Annotated in this window: 16 protein-coding genes; 7 read left to right on the forward strand and 9 right to left on the reverse strand. The window is 67.5% G+C overall.

What is annotated here, in order from left to right; genetic code table 11:
• The first annotated feature begins 302 nt into the window (after positions 1-302).
• Positions 303-548, forward strand: a complete 246-nt coding sequence (locus DS837_RS02665) for a hypothetical protein (protein WP_149163289.1) — start codon at positions 303-305, stop codon at positions 546-548.
• Positions 549-1,137: 589 nt separating this feature from the next.
• Entirely contained in the window at positions 1,138-1,488 is a 351-nt protein-coding gene (locus tag DS837_RS02670; protein ID WP_149163290.1) for a hypothetical protein, read from the forward strand.
• 38 nt (positions 1,489-1,526) lie between these two features.
• Here the strand turns inward: DS837_RS02670 and sppA are convergent, their stop codons facing one another.
• Both sppA and DS837_RS02680 read right to left on the reverse strand, forming a co-directional pair.
• Positions 1,527-3,278 (reverse strand): signal peptide peptidase SppA, encoded by a 1,752-nt coding sequence (sppA, locus tag DS837_RS02675; RefSeq protein ID WP_149163291.1) that lies wholly within the window; start codon positions 3,276-3,278, stop codon positions 1,527-1,529.
• A gap of 43 nt (positions 3,279-3,321) precedes the next feature.
• Entirely contained in the window at positions 3,322-3,894 is a 573-nt protein-coding gene (locus DS837_RS02680) for a peroxidase-related enzyme (protein ID WP_114860769.1), read from the reverse strand.
• Positions 3,895-4,103: 209 nt separating this feature from the next.
• Here DS837_RS02680 and DS837_RS02685 point away from each other — a divergent pair, with 209 nt between their 5' ends.
• Entirely contained in the window at positions 4,104-5,198 is a 1,095-nt protein-coding gene (locus tag DS837_RS02685) for a response regulator (RefSeq protein ID WP_149163292.1), read from the forward strand.
• 9 nt (positions 5,199-5,207) lie between these two features.
• Here DS837_RS02685 and DS837_RS02690 read toward each other — a convergent pair whose 3' ends face one another.
• From DS837_RS02690 to fabI, 4 genes are all read right to left on the reverse strand, one after another.
• Positions 5,208-5,744, reverse strand: a complete 537-nt coding sequence (locus DS837_RS02690) for an invasion associated locus B family protein (RefSeq protein ID WP_247889735.1) — start codon at positions 5,742-5,744, stop codon at positions 5,208-5,210.
• 47 nt (positions 5,745-5,791) lie between these two features.
• Positions 5,792-6,868, reverse strand: a complete 1,077-nt coding sequence (aroC, locus tag DS837_RS02695) for a chorismate synthase (RefSeq protein ID WP_149163294.1) — start codon at positions 6,866-6,868, stop codon at positions 5,792-5,794.
• A gap of 96 nt (positions 6,869-6,964) precedes the next feature.
• A complete protein-coding gene (locus tag DS837_RS02700; RefSeq protein ID WP_247889736.1) occupies positions 6,965-8,101 on the reverse strand; it encodes a hypothetical protein in 1,137 nt (378 codons plus the stop codon).
• A 198-nt stretch (positions 8,102-8,299) separates the two neighbouring features.
• The gene (fabI, locus tag DS837_RS02705; RefSeq protein ID WP_149163296.1) at positions 8,300-9,148 is read right to left on the reverse strand and encodes an enoyl-ACP reductase FabI; all 849 of its coding nucleotides are present in this window, start codon (positions 9,146-9,148) and stop codon (positions 8,300-8,302) included.
• 136 nt (positions 9,149-9,284) lie between these two features.
• Here fabI and DS837_RS02710 point away from each other — a divergent pair, with 136 nt between their 5' ends.
• The gene (locus DS837_RS02710; protein WP_149163297.1) at positions 9,285-10,631 is read left to right on the forward strand and encodes a YihY family inner membrane protein; all 1,347 of its coding nucleotides are present in this window, start codon (positions 9,285-9,287) and stop codon (positions 10,629-10,631) included.
• 21 nt (positions 10,632-10,652) lie between these two features.
• Here DS837_RS02710 and DS837_RS02715 read toward each other — a convergent pair whose 3' ends face one another.
• The gene (locus DS837_RS02715) at positions 10,653-11,669 is read right to left on the reverse strand and encodes a radical SAM/SPASM domain-containing protein (protein WP_149163298.1); all 1,017 of its coding nucleotides are present in this window, start codon (positions 11,667-11,669) and stop codon (positions 10,653-10,655) included.
• A 138-nt stretch (positions 11,670-11,807) separates the two neighbouring features.
• Here DS837_RS02715 and DS837_RS02720 point away from each other — a divergent pair, with 138 nt between their 5' ends.
• From DS837_RS02720 to DS837_RS02730, 3 genes are all read left to right on the forward strand, one after another.
• Positions 11,808-12,944: a sialidase family protein gene (locus tag DS837_RS02720; RefSeq protein ID WP_149163299.1), complete on the forward strand. Its 1,137-nt coding sequence runs from the start codon at positions 11,808-11,810 to the stop codon at positions 12,942-12,944.
• Positions 12,945-13,017: 73 nt separating this feature from the next.
• Entirely contained in the window at positions 13,018-14,178 is a 1,161-nt protein-coding gene (locus DS837_RS02725; protein WP_149163300.1) for a phosphoserine transaminase, read from the forward strand.
• Between the two features lie 3 nt (positions 14,179-14,181).
• Positions 14,182-14,367: a hypothetical protein gene (locus DS837_RS02730; RefSeq protein ID WP_149163301.1), complete on the forward strand. Its 186-nt coding sequence runs from the start codon at positions 14,182-14,184 to the stop codon at positions 14,365-14,367.
• Between the two features lie 85 nt (positions 14,368-14,452).
• Here the strand turns inward: DS837_RS02730 and DS837_RS02735 are convergent, their stop codons facing one another.
• Both DS837_RS02735 and DS837_RS02740 read right to left on the reverse strand, forming a co-directional pair.
• Positions 14,453-15,928 (reverse strand): TrkH family potassium uptake protein, encoded by a 1,476-nt coding sequence (locus DS837_RS02735; RefSeq protein WP_170295712.1) that lies wholly within the window; start codon positions 15,926-15,928, stop codon positions 14,453-14,455.
• A 124-nt stretch (positions 15,929-16,052) separates the two neighbouring features.
• A complete protein-coding gene (locus DS837_RS02740) occupies positions 16,053-17,762 on the reverse strand; it encodes a hypothetical protein (RefSeq protein WP_149163302.1) in 1,710 nt (569 codons plus the stop codon).
• Positions 17,763-17,773 lie beyond the last annotated feature (11 nt).

A 17,773-nucleotide genomic window follows, 5' to 3' on the forward strand; every position in this document is an offset into this window, starting at 1 on the left:
TGTGTCGTGGTTTTCCATATTTATTCTTTTCGATGTTGTGAGATCAAATGCCTGAACTCATTGCGTGACGGGGCGCCGTTCCTTTTTCCCCGAGCCGCGTTTCGTGGCGGGGGTGAAAGATAAAAATCGATGGGATTTGCTACCAGCGCACAGCTTACCCAAAACGTATGATGTGATACGGGCACAACACTGTGCAGGATCTGTTGCCTCGTTCGCTTATGTCGCTTTACGCGATTGGTGCTTTGCGCAATCTTTAATCCGTAGCCACTAATCACGAGAAACGTAGGAAAGGAGTGCGCCAGATGGAGCGCGAGGACGAATGTGCTCTCGACCGATATATCGCGGCGATTCCGCTTAGCCTGAGAGTAGTGGCCAGGGCTGCTTACGAGGAGCTGTCGAACAATCCCTTCCTGCCGGTCTTTTCGAAGGACGAAATCGCGCGGTTGGTCTGCTCACCAGGATTTCAGAGTTACTTGGAAAGTGAAAACCGGACCAGCGCCGGTTCGCTGATGATGCTCTGTTCGGCGGGGCTTGCGACGCGCCATTGACGACGCTCCATAGACGGCGCGCTTTCGTCACGGCGCAACGCAGCCACTTTTCGCAGGCCGGCGGTCGTTCCGCCGGCCTGATCTTTGTGCATACAAAAGTCTTCTGAAGCGATGCGAGGCCGCGAACTGAAGTCAAGTAACTATATTCATAGCCGGAATTGTGTTGCGGATGCTTCCGTGTCGTACTAGAATTAGTGGTAGACAAGACTGTTTTCATTGAATTTGGATTAACCAATATGGGCGCGAAAAAGCCGAAGTCGAAATCACTCGTCGCCAGAAATGCGCAGAGATGGCGGTTTTTCGCTCTAAGGGCAACGCCAGCCGCGGAGGCCGCCGACCGTATCGAGGATGTGCTGAAAGTCGCGGGGGCCGTTCCAATTGTGCCTCGGATTGCGTCGCCCGAACAACAGCGCAAGGCGAACCAACTCTTTAGTCACCTCTCCAAGTCGGTCAAAGGGACCGGATGGGAAGTCTACAGGAAGGCCGATAGCCCGCTTCGACAAAAAAGCACAGCCAGTCAGGTCGTTGCCAGCGCTTCTAAGTTGGCCGAGGGGTCCGGCTGAAAGCTTTGTAAATCAGGCGGCTGAATATGACGAAGATCAATATTCCCTTGGCTGGGTCGCGCGCTCAAATAATTTGCTCACGGCATGTTACGAGAGATTTCCTTTCAGAGCGCGCGAAGATCAATCCTGAAGGCCGAAAGATAATTGAGTATCTTGTTGAATCGTTTGATGGTCACCCCGAAAGCAGGCGCGATATTCTTTTTCCGTCTACACCTGTCGGAACCGCTCACGTCCGCTACAGAAGCGGTTACTACATCTTTTTTCAACGCTTCAACGCTGCCCAACCGCTCCGATACAAGATCAAGCTCTGGTGGTGCGGAACCTACACGGTCAAATCCGGCAGGCTAAAGTTCGACTTCGAAAAACTGGATGAGTAACGGGCGGCCAACAGCCGCTTTGCCGCCCGAACGATGCGTCACCGCTCGATGCCCAGCGGCGGCATGCGCGCCTCCACCGCACCGCCGCGGGCCGCCGTCACCAGCGGCGCCAGTTCGGCCAGCGCCGGGCGCAGCCCGGCCAGCACCGCCACGGCCTCCACCAGATCGCCCTTGCCCGAGGCGAGGTCGAGGATTTCCCGGAACAGCGGCTTCGGACGGGGATAGCCGGTCACGGTGACCGGGGCGTCCGGCGCCAGCTTCGCCGCCTGCTTGGCGAGCGTCAGCGCGGTGGCGACTCCGCCCAGCTCGTCGATCAGCCCGAGGTTCCTGGCCTGGGCGCCGGTCCACACGCGGCCCTTGGCGGCGTCCCGCGCCTGCTCGGGGGTGAGGTGCCGGGCCTCCGCCACGCGGGACAGGAAGGTGGCGTAGCTGCTGTCGATGATGGCGTTCAGCCGCTCCTCCCCGGCGGGGCCGAAGGGGCGGAAGGGTGACCACAGGCCGGCGTTGGGGGCGGTGTCGAGGACGCCCCAATGCACGCCCAGCCGCTCTGACAGGCCGGCGACCGACATCTTGCCGGCGACCACGCCGATGGAGCCGGTCACGGTGGCGGGGGAGGCGACGATGCGGTCGGCGGCCAGGGCGATCCAATAGCCGCCGGACGCCGCCGTCCCGCCCATGCTGGCGATCACCGGCTTGCCCGACTGGCGGGCCTTGACCAGCGCGCGGCGGATCGTTTCGGAGGCGGTCACGCTGCCGCCGCCGCTGTCGATGCGGAACAGGATGGCCTTGACGTCGGGATCGTCCACCGCGTCCTCGATGGCCTCCACGATCGTCTCGGACCCGGCGGTGACCTCGCCCAGACCGGGCTTGCCGCTGTCACCGCCGGTTATGGTGCCGGTGGCGTGGATCAGCGCGATGGTCGGGCCGCTGCGGTTGGGCGGGCCGGCGATGCCCAGATAGTCCGCCGCCTCCATGGTGTCGGCGTCGGGCGCGGCCCCGGCGCGGCGCAGCGCCTCCTCCCGCGCCTCGTCGGCGTAGCCCAGCCGGTCGACCAGCTTGGCGTCCACCGCTTCGCGGTCGATCAAGGGAGCGCGGTCCATCGCCGCCTTCACGGCGGCCGGGGGGAGGCGGCGGCTCACCGCCACCCCGTCGACGATCTGGTTGGTCAGATCGCCGAGCAGCGACTCCATCATCTCGCGGTGGGCGGGCGTGAAGTCCGTCCGCATGACGCTGTCGGCGAGGCTCTTGTACTCCTCGCGCTGGAACACCTGCGGCTGGATGTCCAGCTTGTCCAGCGCGCCGCGGGCGAAGGGGATCTGGGCGGTCAGGCCGGTCAGGCCGAGCAACCCCAGCGGCTGCATCCACACCTCGTCGAAGGCGCTGGCCAGCAGGTAGGAGCGGTTTCCCGCCCCGGTGTCGCCGTAGGATTCGGCGAAGGCGATGGCGAAGCGGCCCGACGCGCGGAACCGCTCCACCGCCGCCCGCAGTTCCTGCACCTGGGCGAAGCTGACACCGTCGCCGCCGAAGCGGGCGAGAACGCCCTTCACCCGCGGGTCACCGCGCCCCCGCTCCAGCGCGTCGAGCACCTCCTGGAAGGTCGTCTCGTGGCCGAGGAAGCTGCCCAGCCGGTCCACGCTGCCTTCCGCCAGCGGGTCGCGGAGGTCCAACTCCAGCACCACGGTGCCGGGCAGGGAGGGCTCGTGCCGGACCGCCAGGACGACCCCGGTGACCACGGCGGCCACCACGAGGAAGCCGATGAGGGCGAATAGGCGGACAAAGAACCTCAGCATCCGGGGGGGCTCCGGTGGTTGCGCGGCGTCAGCGGGCCAGCGTTTAGCGGTCCTGCTTGTGGTAGTCGCGGTTCGGCATCATGTCCACCGCCGAGGCGACGCGGTTCGACATGTTGTAGAAGGCGGCGGTGTCGGCGATGTCGAAGATGTCCTCCTCGCCGAAGCCGGCGTCGCGCAGCGCTTGCCGGTCCGGCTCGCCCATGGTCCAGGGCTCCTTGGTCAGCTTCCACGCGAAATCGAGCATGGCGCGCTGGCGCGGCTCCAGCGTGGCGGCGCGGTAGTTGAAGGCGAGCATCTCGCCCAGTTCCGGGTCGCCGGACAGCTTGCGCACCGCCTGCCCGTGGGCGACGAGGCAGTAATAGCAATGGTTGGCCGAGGATACGACCACGGCGATCATCTCGCGCTCCAGCTTGGACAGGCCGCTCTCGCCAACCATCAGCTCGTTATAGAGCTGGGCGAAGGTGCGCAGCTTCTTCGGGCGCAGGCTGTAGGCGCGCAGCACGTTGGGAACGAAGCCCAGCTTCTCCTCGCACTTGGCGAAGAGCGCGGCCATGTCCGGGTCGAGGTCGGGCGTCTCGGGAACGGGCAGGGCCATGACGTGATCGGGCTGGGGCATCGCGGTGGTCTCCTCCGGCGTGTTGGTTTCGTTGCGGTGTACGCTGTTTTGGCCGACAGGGTAGCCGTCCGGCGGCGCTTCGCAAAGCCCCACCTCCGGTCAGGCCCATTCACCAGGGGTTGCAACCCTGCCTTTCGTACGTTGTCTCTCGCCAAGCCGTCGCCGTCCGTGCGAAGACTGCGCTCCGCCGCAACGCAGTGGTTCGACCGATGAAGGATCCGGGTGGCAAAGGCGCGCCCAAGCTCGGCCTCCTCTCGGTTCTGGTGGTCGAGGACAGCGCCTTCATCCGCAACGTGCTGACCGCGACCCTGCGCACCATCGGGGTCGGCGCGGTGCATGCCGAGGCCGGCGGCGCGGAAGCCATCCGCTTTTTGGAGGAACGGCGCGCCGCTTTGCCGCCCGGCACGGCGCCGGTGGATGTGATCATCACCGATCTGGTGATGCCGGAGGTGGACGGGTTGATGCTGCTGCGCTGGCTGCGCTGCAGCCCGAAGTCGCCGGACCGCTTCCTGCCCGTGCTGATGCTGTCCGGCGCCGCCGACCGCCATTATGTGGAGCAAGCGCGCGACCTGGGCGCCACCGACTTCATCGCCAAGCCCTTTTCCGCGGCGACCATCGCCAGCCGCCTGCTGACCGCCATCGCCCGGCCGCGGCGCTTCGTGCTTGCCAAGGGTTATTTCGGACCGGACCGGCGGCGGACGCAGCGGCCGGTGGCGATGGACTGCCGGATGACCGGCCCCAGGGAAATCCTGGTGGTGCACAGCGCGTCCAGGGCGGTGGGCATCGACCGCTTCCCGGTCATTCATTTCGACCTGCCCAACCGGCTGGGCGCCAAGATGGGCATCGCGCCGAAGGACCCGGTGCCGAACCTGCCCGACGAGGTTCTGGCGGCGGCGGAGGCGGAGATCCAGAACCGGGCGGGCGATTACGCCACCTGGATCGCCGGGGAGGTGGACGAGCTGGCCCGCCGCGTCGAGCGGCTGCGCGAGGAGCCCGCCGCGGTTCCGGCGCTGATGGCGCAGATCAACCGCTCCGCCCACGAGATGCGCGGGCAGGGCGGCATTTTCGGCTATCCGCTGATCACCCGCATCGCCAAGTCGCTCTACGAGGCGACGCAGGGCGGCTTCCCCGCCGTCACCGGCAACGAGCGTCTGCTGCTGAAAGCGCATGTGGACGCCATCAAGGCGGTGATGGCCGGGCGGATCAGCGGCGACGGCGGGGCGACCGGCCAGCAGCTTCTGGCTTCGCTGGACCGCGCCAAGAAGAAATACGCCAAGTCGGACGGCGACGGCGATCCGGCCTGAGCGCCGCCACTATTTCCAGCGGATCCCCGCCTCGCGGCGGATCTCCTCCATGCGCTCCAGCGCCGGCTTGAGGCCGTTCAGGGAGAAGCGCACCTCGGCTTTGCCGCCTTCCGGGGCGGAGCCGACGGCGGAAACCTCCTTGGCCGGAGTCAGCCGCTCGACCAGCTTGGCGTTGGTCTCCGGATCGACCACCGCGCAGGTGTTGGTCTCCCATTCGAACCGTTCGCACGGGTATTCGGGACGGAACAGCGCCCGGTCCACCCAGACGCGGACGATCTTCGACAGGTCCATCGTTTGCTCGTCCAGCCGGAAACGCAGCCCCTCCAGCCAACGCTCGCTGGAGCGCAGCCAGACGAGGCGCGACCGCCGGTCGCTGCCGGGGCGGGACAGCAGTTCGCACTCGACGCGGCGCGGCTCGCTCCAGACCTGGCAGTAGAGCCGCCAGTCCTTGAAGGTCTCCGCATGCTCGCGGTAGGCCGGTGACTGGGATTGGGCCTGGATTGGGGCGGCGGGAAGGGCGGCGGCCAGCAGAAACCCCGCGATCACGCCACCACGCCACGCACCCGTCCTTCGTCCCGGCTCCCGCATCGGCCTCAGCCCCGCGCGTAGGCGCGGTGGCGGAGCAGATGGTCGGCCAGAACGCAGGCCATCATCGCCTCGCCGACCGGAACGGCGCGGATGCCGACGCAGGGGTCGTGGCGGCCCTTGGTCAGAATGTCGGTGTCCTTGCCCTGCAGATCGACCGTCTGGCGTGGGGTGAGGATCGAGCTGGTCGGCTTCACCGCGAAGCGCACCACGACGTCCTGCCCGGTGGAAATGCCGCCGAGGATGCCGCCGGATTGGTTGGAGAGGAATTCCGCTTCACCGTCGGGTCCGGCGCGCATCTCGTCGGCGTTCTGCTCGCCGGTCAGGGTGGCGGCCTCGAAGCCGTTGCCGATTTCCACGCCCTTGACGGCGTTGATCGTCATCATGGCGCGGGCGAGATCGCCGTCCAGCTTGTCGTAGAGCGGGTCGCCCAGCCCGGCGGGCAGGCCGGAGGCCACCACCTCCACCACCGCGCCGATGGACGAGCCGCTCTTGCGGATGCCGTCCAGATAGTCGGCCCATTCGGCGGCGGCCTGCGGATCGGGGCAGAAGAAGGGGTTGTTGTCCACCTCCGCCCAATCCCAGCGGCTGCGGTCCACCTTGTGCGGACCCATCTGCACCAGCGCGCCGCGGACGGTCACGCCGTCGCCCAGAACCTTGCGCGCCACCGCGCCCGCTGCCACGCGGCAGGCCGTCTCGCGCGCTGAGGAGCGCCCGCCGCCGCGGTAGTCGCGGATGCCGTACTTTTTCCAATAGGTGTAGTCGGCGTGACCGGGCCGGAACTTGGCGGCGATCTCGCTGTAGTCCTTGGACCGCTGGTCGGTGTTCTCGATCATCAGCGAGAGCGGCGTGCCGGTGGTCTGCCCTTCGAAGACGCCCGACAAAATTCTGACCTGATCCGGCTCCTGGCGCTGGGTGGTGTAGCGCGACTGGCCGGGGCGGCGCTTGTCGAGCCAGGGCTGGATGTCCGCCTCGGTCAGGGAGAGCAGCGACGGGCAGCCGTCCACCACCACGCCGATCGCCGGCCCATGGCTCTCGCCCCAGGTGGTGAAGCGGAAAAGCGTTCCGAAGCTGTTGCCGGCCATGGCGAGGACTCCCGATGCGACGCGATGTTGCCGTACATTGTACGGTGGAGCGCGTTTCTTGCGGCGTTTCGGCCAGCGCGTCAAGCGCAAGGGAGCTTAAAACGCTCCCTTCTGCTCGCGCCGGCGGTCGAGCGCGACCTCGAACTGGCGCAGCAGCTTGTGCGTGGTTTCGAAGTAGAGCTTGCGCTGCGGGTTGTTCTTCATGCAGCGGGCGTCCAGATGGGCGACGCTGGTCAGCGCCGAGACGCAGTAGCCGAGCAGCCAGTAGTGGGAACGGATCTTGCGCAGATAGTCGCGGAAGGGCTCCGGCTGTCCGGCCATGAAGGCGGAGAAGCTCGCCTCGTAGTCGGCGAGGATCTGGCGGATGTCCATCAGCGTGGTTTCCAGCAGCTTGCCCACCTTTTCGATGTGCATCAGAAGCTGGGTCTCGTAGGGCTTGTGCATGCGGATGTCGACCGGGATGCATTCCCGCGACTTCAGCCAGTTCAGGATGATCCGCGCCCGCGGCGCGATGCGGCGAAGCTGGTACTCGTAAAAGGTCGTGCCCTTCCAGGCGCTGAAGATCTGGTCGGCCTCGCTGCGGTCGATGCCGAAGGCCGAGACGAACAGGCCGGCTTCCTCAAGCTCGGGATTCCAGATCGCCTCCAGGAAACGTTCGATGCTCTGGGCGCCGTTGCCGCCGCCGTCGATGGCCTTGCGCACGATGGGTTCGATGCGCGCCCGGATCAGGCGGCGGAGCTGCTGGTCCTCGGCATCGCTGATCGCCCAGTGACGCTTGTCCACCGCAACCTTTTCGCCTTCGAAACAGGCCTTCAGCAGGAAGGCGTCCAGCGACGGCACGCTGTCGATCAGGGTGAGGGTGCGCAGGTCCGCGGCCGCGGCCTCGCTGTTGGCCTCGCCGATGCCGAATTGCTCTGCCAGAAGAACGCTGCTGTTGCGGGCGCGCAGATAAATGGCAAGGCCGCCCGCTTCGGTGTGTTCGACACTGTGCGGAATGTAGATGCCGGTCTCGACCGGCCGCGCTGCGGCGTCGCCGTCCTCATCCTCGTCGGCGATGGGATTGGCGTAGTCGTCGGCGTCTTCGTCGAAATTCGGATACTTGAAGAGAATGGCCTTGTTCAATCCGCGGGCACGGAACAGGCGGTTTTCTTCAGGGATCTCGCGGGTGATGGTGATCAAGTTCATCGAGACGCTGGAGCCGCCGTAGAGAATCTGCTCCAGAATCGGGGACACCGAATCCGATTGCCGCCGTGCACGCATCCGACCGTCACCTTCCGCAACCTTCCGTAAGCGTGAAGAATAGCGGTCTGCTGCGGTGCGCAAAAGTAGGTAATACGACGATCGGTAAAAAATACCTCAAACCGGGTAAGGGCGTTTCCGGCGGGCGTTCCGGAACGAACCGGACGCGCCCGCCGTCGCCGGAGGCTGGGATCAGGCGGGCTTGCCCGCGCCGCCCAGCGAACCCAGAAGCTGCGACACCTCGGCCGCCGCGTCCACCGCGACCATGCCGACCGTGTGATAGCCGGAGTCGACGTGCATGACCTCGCCGGTCACGCCGGTGCCGAGGTCGCTCAGCAGGAACAGGCCGGCGCCGCCGACCTCGCCGATGGTGACGTTGCGCTTCAGCGGGGCGTTCAGCTCGTTCCACTTCAGGATGTAGCGGAAGTCGCCGATGCCGCTGGCGGCCAGCGTCTTGATCGGTCCGGCGGAGATGGCATTGACGCGGATGTCCCGACCGCCCAAATCGACCGCCAGGTAACGCACGCTCGCCTCCAGCGCGGCCTTGGCGACGCCCATCACGTTGTAATGGGGCATCACGCGCTCGGCGCCGTAGTAGGAGAGGGTGAGGAGGCTGCCGCCCTCCTTCATCAGCGGGACGGCGCGCTGCGCCACCGCGGTGAAGGAATAGCAGGAGATGTCCATGGTGCGCAGGAAGTTGGCCCGCGTCGTGTCGAGATAGAGGCCGTCCAGCTCGTTCTTGTCGGAAAAAGCGATCGCATGAACCAGGAAGTCCAGCTTGCCCCATTCCTTTTCGATGGCGGCGAAGGTCGCGTCGACGCTGGCCTCGTCGGTGACGTCGCAGGGCAGCAGCAGCGGGGCCTTGACCTGATCGGCCAGCGGCTTCACACGCTTCAGCAGCGCGTCACCCTGATAGGTGAAGGCCAGCTCGGCGCCGTGCTGCGCCAGCGTGGAGGCAATTCCCCAGGCGATCGAACGATCGTTCGCCACGCCCATGATCAGGCCACGCTTGCCGTCCATGAGCGGCTTCGGGTTGGACATCCGTACCTCGTGCATCCAGAGTATGCTTTGAAAAGTGGGCCGCATCCTACACGAAAGACCGGCCCGGTCAAACCAAGGCGGGAGGCGTCCTGTGGCTGAAACCGAAGGCACTTCGAAAGGGGCGTGGAACCCCTTTGTGCGCGTTCGGGAAATCGGCGGCTTCATCGCCTATTCCTCCATGCGCTTCTACAACGACAACTGCTTCCAGACCGCGGCGTCGCTGACCTACACCTCGCTGCTGGCGCTGGTGCCGCTGATGACCATCGGCTTCGCGATCTTTTCGGCATTTCCCGCCTTCAATGCCTTGCAATCGCGCATCCAGACGCTGCTGTTCAAGAATCTCGTGCCCGAGAACAGCGACGCCATCCTGCAATATCTGGCGGCCTTCATGGCCAACGCCGGGCAGATGCCGGTGTTCGGCATCGTCGGGCTGGCGATGTCCGCCGTCCTGCTGATCTGGACCATCGAGGGGTCCTTCGCCACCGTCTGGCGGGTGCGCGAACCGCGCTCCTACGTCACCCGCATCCTCTCCTTCTGGGCGGTGGTGTCGCTGAGCCCGCTGTTCGCCGGCGCCAGCTTGTCGCTGTCCAGCACCCTGTGGGCGGTGCTCCAGTTCGCCCATCTGGAGGGCTTCGCCGACCCGCTGGTGGGGATCGGGGCGATCCTGCCCTTCATGCTGCAACTGGTCGGCTGCACGCTGCTCTACGTGATCATCCCCAACCGGGACGTCGGGTGGATGGACGCCGCCTGCGGCGGGGCGGTCGCCTCGCTGCTGCTGGAGGCGTCCAAGGCGGGCTTCGCCATGTACATGAAGGAGTTTCCCGCCTACCAGACCATCTACGGCGCGTTGGCGACCGTGCCGATCTTCCTGTTCTGGCTCTACATCGCCTGGTCGACGGTGCTGTTCGGCGCGGTCATCACCGCCTCGCTGCCGGAATGGCGGGCCGGCAAGATCACCCGCGGCGGGCCGGAGGGGCTTTTGCCCGCGCAGCGGCTGGGGCTGGCGCTGGCCGTCCTGCACGAGCTTCTGGAGGGCACGCGGCTCGGCGTGGGCTTGCGGCGGCGGACGCTGGTCGGGCGCGTGCCGGTCGGGACGGTGCTGATCGACGGCATCCTGGAGCAGCTTCGCGACGCCCATTGGGTGGCCCACACCACGCACAACGCCTGGGTCGTCACCCGCGACCTGAGCGAGGCCACGCTGTTCGACCTGATGAAGGCGTTGGGCATCGGCCTGCGCGGCTCCGTCCGCGGGCTGGGCGGGTTGGAACTGCCCTGGCAGGACCGCACGGCCCAGCTTTTGGAGCAGGCGGAACGGAATCAGGAGGGCATCCTCGGCGTGCCGATCAAGACCCTGCTGTCCGACCGACCCTTGGAGGCGGAACCGCCCGAAACGGGCGCGCGGGAGCCGGAGGCGCAAGATTCCGAGACGGCGGCCGGGGATGGCTCCGGAGCGGTGCCGTTGCGCGCGAAGCGCTGGCCCTGAGGGCGGGACTTGTGCGGACGCTCAAGCCCGGTATTTGGCGATGAGGTCCGCGGCGAAGCCGTCCAGATTGTTGTCGGCGGGCAGGGTCTGGACGTAGGAGCAGCCGCGGCAGGCCTCGATCTCGTCGCGGCGGCCCTCCAGATGCTTCAGCCGGAAATCGCGCAGCCGTTCGCCGTTCCAGATGTCGCGCAGCGACTCCTCGGCGACGTTGCCGACGATGGTGCCCATGCCCCAGTCGGCGCAGCAGACCGAGACCTCGCCGTTGAAGTTGATGGCCAGCTTCAGGAAAGGCTCGGAGCAGACCTTGCGGGCGGTGTCCGGGGCGACGGCGAAGGCGCTCTCATCCGCCAGCGCCTCGCCGTGCAGGGGGTGGACGAACAGGCTGTCGGCGATCGGGGTGAAGGTGTCGATGAAGCTCTGCCGCTCCTCCTCCGTCAGCTCCACGTTGATGATCTTGCAGTGCAGGTGGAAGTCGCGGCCCAGCTCCGTCTTGCGGCGGTAAAGATAGGCTACATTGTCCACGACGGTCTGGAAGCGGTCGAAGCGCCGGGTGATGCGCTTGTACATGGCGTCGCTGGCGCCGTAGACGGAGACGCGCATGGCGTCCAGCCCGGCGGCCAGCAGCGCGTCCGCCCGCTCCGGCGTCAGCAGGGAGCCGTTGCTGGTCATCTCGACATGGCGGGCCAGGCCGCGCGACTTCAGAAGATGGACCATGTGCTCGATCCGCGTGTTCACCAGCGGCTCGCCGTCCTTGTAGAGGTGGACGGATTTGATCGGGGCGTCGAACGCGGCGATGTCGTCGGCGATCTTGCGGAACAGGTCGAACTTCATGGCGCCACGCGGGCGGCCGATCTCCTTCAGCAGCTCCGGGTTCCCGGTGGCGCAGAAGACGCAGCGGAAGTTGCAGCCGTTCGACGGGTCGATCAGCAGCGAGAAGGGCGTGGTCAGCGGCAGCACCTGCGACAGGTCGTTGCGGTCGCGGTGGCGGCCATAGGGGATGTTCGCGGGAGCGGCGGCTTCGGTGCTCACTTCGGTCATGACCTTCGCCGGGCAGGGCTGCGGAAAGCGGTGTGACTAGCAGGGGACCACGCGCACCGTAAAGGAATCCTTCATTCCGGCAACCGGACATTGGCCGGGCGCCTCCAATGCCGCGGGCGCAAGGCGGATTTCAGGTGCATGTTCGACAGTCTTTCCCATCGCATCGTCTACAGCGACCGGCGCTTCTACGCGTCCTTCCCGTCCGCGGCGACGCTGGCCGACGGGCGGATTCTGGTGGCCTTCCGGCGCGCCCGCGACCACCGCTGGCTGCACGGGGAGCCGGCGGACGGCAACGGCGACTTCACCAGCGTCGACCATGTGGACTCGCGCTCCCACCTCGTGATCCAGCGCTTCACCCCGGATTTCGAGCCGGAGGGCGCGCCGCAGCCGCTGCCCACCGACCCGGAGGCGGGCGACCAGGACCCCAGCCTGCTGGTTCTGCGTTCGGGGCGGATCATCCTGGGCAGCTTCGGCTGGTACCCGATGTCGGCGCGCCACGGCCTGCGGCTGCGCGAGAAGGGCGTCCACCTGCTGGGCAACGCCGAGACGTCGGGCACCTTCTTCCTGTTCTGGGGCGGCAGCACCCGCGTCAGCGACGACGGCGGTCGGCACTGGTCGGCCCACCGCTATCTGCCGGAACTGCCGGGCCAGGGACCGATCCTGCCCGGCCTGCGCCCGATGCTGGGCGGGGCCGTGCGCGGGCGGGCGGTGGAGGCGCCGGACGGCACGCTGCTGATGGCGACCTACACCGGCGGCCCCTACACCAGCTACCTGTTCGCCTCCCGCGACCGGGGGGAAAGCTGGGCTCTGCGCAGCACCATCGCCCGCGACCCGGCGGGGCGGGCCGGCTTCTGCGAAACCGCGCTGCACCTGACCGCCGACGGGCAGCTGGTCGCCTTCCACCGCACCACCGGACTGGGCGACCGCCTCGCCACCTCCGTCTCCCACGATCTGGGGGAAAGCTGGGCGCCCTGGATCGAGAACGCGGTCGTCGGGCACCCCTACGACGCCTGCCCGCTGCCGGACGGGCGGCTGTTCGTCGTCTACGGCTACCGCCATCAGCCCTACGGCGTGCGCGCCCGCGTTTGGGACAGCCGGCGGGAGACGCTGGAGAGCGCGCCGGAGATCGTCATCCGCGCCGACGCGCCGTCGCCCGACGTCGGCTATCCCTGGGCGACCGTGCTGGCGGACGGGCGGGTGGCGGTCTGCTACTACATCTGCGACGCGGCGGGCACGCGGCACATCCAGGCGACGCTGCTGCGCGTGAGCGGCTGATTGACGGGCTTCCGCGCACCTCCTATCGTCGCCGGCCATACCGCAATCCCGAGTTTTGGGGAGTAGAGTGTCCATGAAGCCCGCCCGCCGGCCGTCGAACCCGCTGTTTTCCTCCGGCCCCTGCGCCAAGCGGCCCGGCTGGTCGCTGGACGCCCTGGACGGCGCGCTGCTCGGCCGCTCCCACCGCTCGAAGCCGGGCAAGGCGAAGCTGAAGGAGGTCATCGACCTGACCCGCGCCGTCCTGGCGATCCCCGGCGACTACCGCATCGGCATCGTCCCGGCCTCCGACACCGGGGCGGTGGAGATGGCGCTGTGGAACCTGCTGGGTGAGCGCGGCGTCGACATGATGGCCTGGGAGAGCTTCGGCAAGGAGTGGGTGACCGACGTCACCAAGCAGCTCCGCCTGTCCGACGTGCGGACCATCCAGGCCCCCTACGGCGAACTGCCGGACCTGTCGCAGGCCGATTTCAGCCGCGACGTGGTGTTCACCTGGAACGGCACGACGTCGGGCGTGCGGGTGCCGGACGGCGATTGGATTCCGGCGGACCGCGAGGGGCTGTCGATCTGCGACGCGACCTCCGCCGCCTTCGCCATGGACATTCCCTGGAGCAAGATCGACGTCGCCACCTGGTCCTGGCAGAAGGTGCTGGGCGGCGAGGCCGCGCACGGCATGCTGGTGCTCAGCCCGCGCGCCGTGGCGCGGCTGGAGAGCTTCCGCCCCGACCGCCCGTTGCCGAAGATTTTCCGCCTGACCAGTGGCGGGAAGCTGATCGAAGGCATCTTCGTCGGCGACACCATCAACACGCCGTCCATGCTCTGCGTGGAGGATGCCATCGACGGGCTGCGCTGGTCGCTGTCGGTCGGCGGCCTGACCCAGCTCATCCGCCGGTCGGAGCAGAACCTGCGCATCGTCTCGGAGTGGGTGGCGGCCTCGACCTGGGCCGGCTTCTTGGGGGACGATCCGGCGACGCGCTCCTGCACCTCGATCTGCCTGCGTTTCACCGACCCCGAGGTGACCGCCCTGACGCCGGAGGCCCAGGCCGACTTCGCCAAGAAGCTCGCGGCGCTTCTGGAGAAGGAGGAGGCCGCCTTTGACGCCGGTTCCTACCGCGACGCTCCTCCGGGCCTGCGCCTGTGGGGCGGCGCCACGGTGGAGAACGAGGACATGGAGGCGGTCCTGCCCTGGCTCGACTGGGCCTTCGCCACGGTCAAGGCGGAGACCTTCGGGCGCTGAACCTTGAAGATGCCAAGCTCTTTTCCCGACAAGCATAGTGTCGACCCGGATTGCCTCAACGCTGAGGTTGAGGCAATCCGGGCCTTGATCGATCAGCGCCGCGCCGAATCCCTCGTCGATCTCGAAGAAGGCGAGGCGGAAATCTACAAAATGTTGGAGCTGAAGAAGCAAGCCCGCGCGTCTCGATAGAGGGCGGTGGCTTCGTACGAAGCAGGCATGTTGTCCGCTCTCGATAAGGCCGCGCCACTCCGGCGCGGCCTTTCTCATGGCCCGCTCAATCCCGCCAGAAGCTCGGCAGGATCAGCACCAGCACGGTGAAGACCTCCAGCCGGCCCAGCAGCATGGCGAAGCTCAGCATCCATTTCGCGGCGTCGGGCAGCGGCGCCATGGTGCCCGCCGGGCCGACCACCGGCCCCAGCCCCGGACCGGCGTTGGCGAGCGCGGAGGCGACGGCGCTGGCGGCGCTCAGGTAATCCACGCCCATCGCGGCGACAAGAAGCGACAGGATGCCGAAGGCCGCCATGAAGGCGAAGGCGAGGTTGATGACCGAGCCGACCACATCCTCGTCCAGCACCTTGCCCTGATAGAGCGGGACCAGCACCCGGTTCGGCTTCAGCATCCGCTGCATCTGGTTCAGCATCGACAGCGCCAGCACCTGCCAGCGGAAGACCTTGATGGAGCCTGCTGTCGAGCCCGTGCAGCCGCCGATGAAGTAGAAGAAGAAGAAGGCGACGACGGCGAAGCTGCCCCAGGTCGAATAGTCGGTGGAGACGAAGCCCGTCCCGGTGATGATCGAGGTGACGTTCACCGCCGAATGGCTGAGCGCGTCCCGGAAGGGCAGGCCGACCACGATGAAGGCCCACAGGGTCATGGCGGTGCTGGCCGCCAGCAGGATCGCCAGCAGCGCGTTCACCTGGCTGTCGCCGAAGACCGGCGCGTTGCGCTGGCCGCGCAGCAGGCGGATGTACCAGGTCAGCGGCAAGGCCCCGCAGATCATCGAAACGGTCGCCACCCACAGCACCGCGTGGGAATCGAACCAGCCGAGCGAGGCGTCCTTGGTCGAGAAGCCGCCGGTGGCGATGGAGGCCATGGCGTGGTTGATCGCGTCGAACCACGTCATGCCGGCCAGATGGTAGGCCACCGCCGACAGCACGGTCAGCGCCAGATAGATCATGGCGATGGCCCCGGCGGTGTCCTGCACCGTGGCGAAGGGCTTGTCGCCCTTGTCGGAGGACTCGGTGCGGAACAGCTGCATGCCGCCGACCCGCAGGATGGGCAGCACGGCGATCGCCATGACGATGATGCCGACCCCGCCGAACCAGTTCAGCAGCGACCGCCACAGCAAAACCCCCGGCGGGGCGTCGTCCAGCCCGACGATCACCGTGCCGCCGGTGGTTGAGAGGCCCGACATCGCCTCGTAATAGGCGTCGGTGAAGGACAGGCGGGCGGCGGAGATCATGAAGGGCAGGGCGCCGAAGGTCGCCAGGACGCACCAGGACAGCGTGGTCAGCAGGAAATGCTGCTTCACGGTGAAGCGCGCGTGCTCCTTGCTCGACGTCGCCAGGACCATGCCCCCGCTGACCGCCAGCGTCGCCGCACTGGAGCCGGCGAAGGCCGTCCAGTCGCGGTTGCCCACGGCGGCGTCGGCCAAGGCCGGCACCAGCATGCCCAGCCCCAGGATGGTCAGAAGGATGCCGATGATGTGGAAGACCGGTCCCAGCGCAATTCCATTGCCGACGCCATTGCCCAAGGCTGTGCCCTTCGTCGCTGCGGAGGCCGATGGCGGCGCCCCGTCTTGTCCCGATGTGATGCGCTGATTATCCAAAGGGGCGGGTGCTGTCCATCCGCATCGGGGCGGTCGGGCCGTCCGGGGCTCACACGAAACCAGCCGCTCCCAACATGCGGTAAAACTCCCGCAGAGCGCGCTGCTGCGTCACCGCGTCGGGCAGGTCCTCCACATATTTCCGGTCGAATTGCGGTTGGCGGAGATGCTCGACGACGCGGCGCCGGACCATCTCCAGCGCCCGCCGGCTGCGCAGGATGCCCGGCGCGCAGACCTGCAGCAGACGGTTCGCGCGCAGCCGCAGAGCGTCGCCGGGATCGTCCAGCCGCTCCACCACGCGCTCTTCGGTGATATAGGCCACCAGAAGCGCGTCGAGGTCGCCGGTCAGGCGGGTGCGCGCCTCCTCCGGCAGCGCCGACTCGGCGGCTTGGCAATAGAGCAGGGTCAGCGCCTCCAGATTGTCGCGGGGCGGCAGGCGGGGGTGGACGAAGCGGCCGTAGCCCGCCGGGTTGCCGGTCAGGGTGTGCAGCAGCCGGGCGATGTCGGCCGCGTGCCCATGGCCGAGGTCGGAGTCGGCGAGCGCCAGCAGGAAGCGCACCCGGTCCCGCGCGTCGGGGATGCAGCCGGCCACCTCCGCGATGGCCTGCTTGCGGCCCGGCGCCCCGCCGCCCTCCAGGAAGCGCAGGTAGCGCAGGACCAGCGCCTCGGCCATCGGACCGCCCCCGGCGGGTCCGTCGGGGCCGAGCGTGCGCTTCAGGATTTCCTGGAAGGCGTCCATCTCCAGCGACGGGTCGGAGCGGTAGAGCGGCTGCGTCCCCTTCAACTGCCGGCGCACCAGATCCAGGATGACCAGGCGCGTCTGGTCCAGGTCGTGGAAGGCCAGAAGCTCGTTCAACTGGACGGCGCGGTCGCCCTCCGCCCGCTTGGCCGGGGACAGGCGGCCCCGCGACAGGTCGATCAGATTGCACAGCGCCTCCGCCAGGCTGCCCTGGGCGCCCAGAAGCTCCTGCGCGACGGAGGGGGCGCCCAGAACATCGGCGATCACGCCGTCGAGCAGGACCAGCGGCCGGTCGGCCGTGCCCCCGTCCTCCCGCGCCAGCTCACCCAGGAAATCCAGCTTGGCCAGCCAGTTGCGCATCTGCACCAGCTCGCGCGACAGCACGACGCGGGCGAGGAAATCGCGCTCCTCCGCCGGCAGGCTGGAATCCAGCCGGTCGAACATGGGGCGGAAGCCGGTGGCGGCGATGGCCGGCAGGTCCTTGCGCGCGGCGGCGGCGCGCGCCCGGTCGGTCAGTTCGTGCATCAGCAGGTTCAGCGCGTCGCGCCGCCCGCGCCCGTCCGTCCCTGCCTTCTCCGCCTGGAGGGCGGCGACCCGCCCGACCGCGGTGGGCACGAGGTTGTCGGTGTTGAGAAGCCGCGCCAGCTCCGCGTGGTTGTGCAGCACCTCGGTCGGGGTGACCACCGCGCGCTCCACGTAATTGCGCAGCACGCGGTTCATCGTCATGCGACTCTGCACGCCGTAGCAATGGTCGAGCGTAAGGCAGAGCGCCGGCGCCTCGTCGATGGGGGAGGCGGCCACCGTGCGGGAGACCTGACGGAACTCCACATGGACTTCCGTCTCGACATGGCGGCCGTCCGGGCGCCGCCAGTCGCGCACCACCCGCATGCCCTCGACCTTGCCGCCGGACAGCGCCTTGCGGCCGAAGACCAGCGCCTCCGCCTCGGTGTCGAAGCGGCCGTCGAGAACCCAGTGGTCCTGCTGGTAGATCTGGACTTCGTAGCTGGCGGACGGGCGTGCCATGGTGCCATTGC

Origin of the sequence: Azospirillum brasilense, from assembly GCF_008365405.1 — a bacterium.
Taxonomy (GTDB): Bacteria; Pseudomonadota; Alphaproteobacteria; order Azospirillales; family Azospirillaceae; genus Azospirillum; species Azospirillum brasilense_D.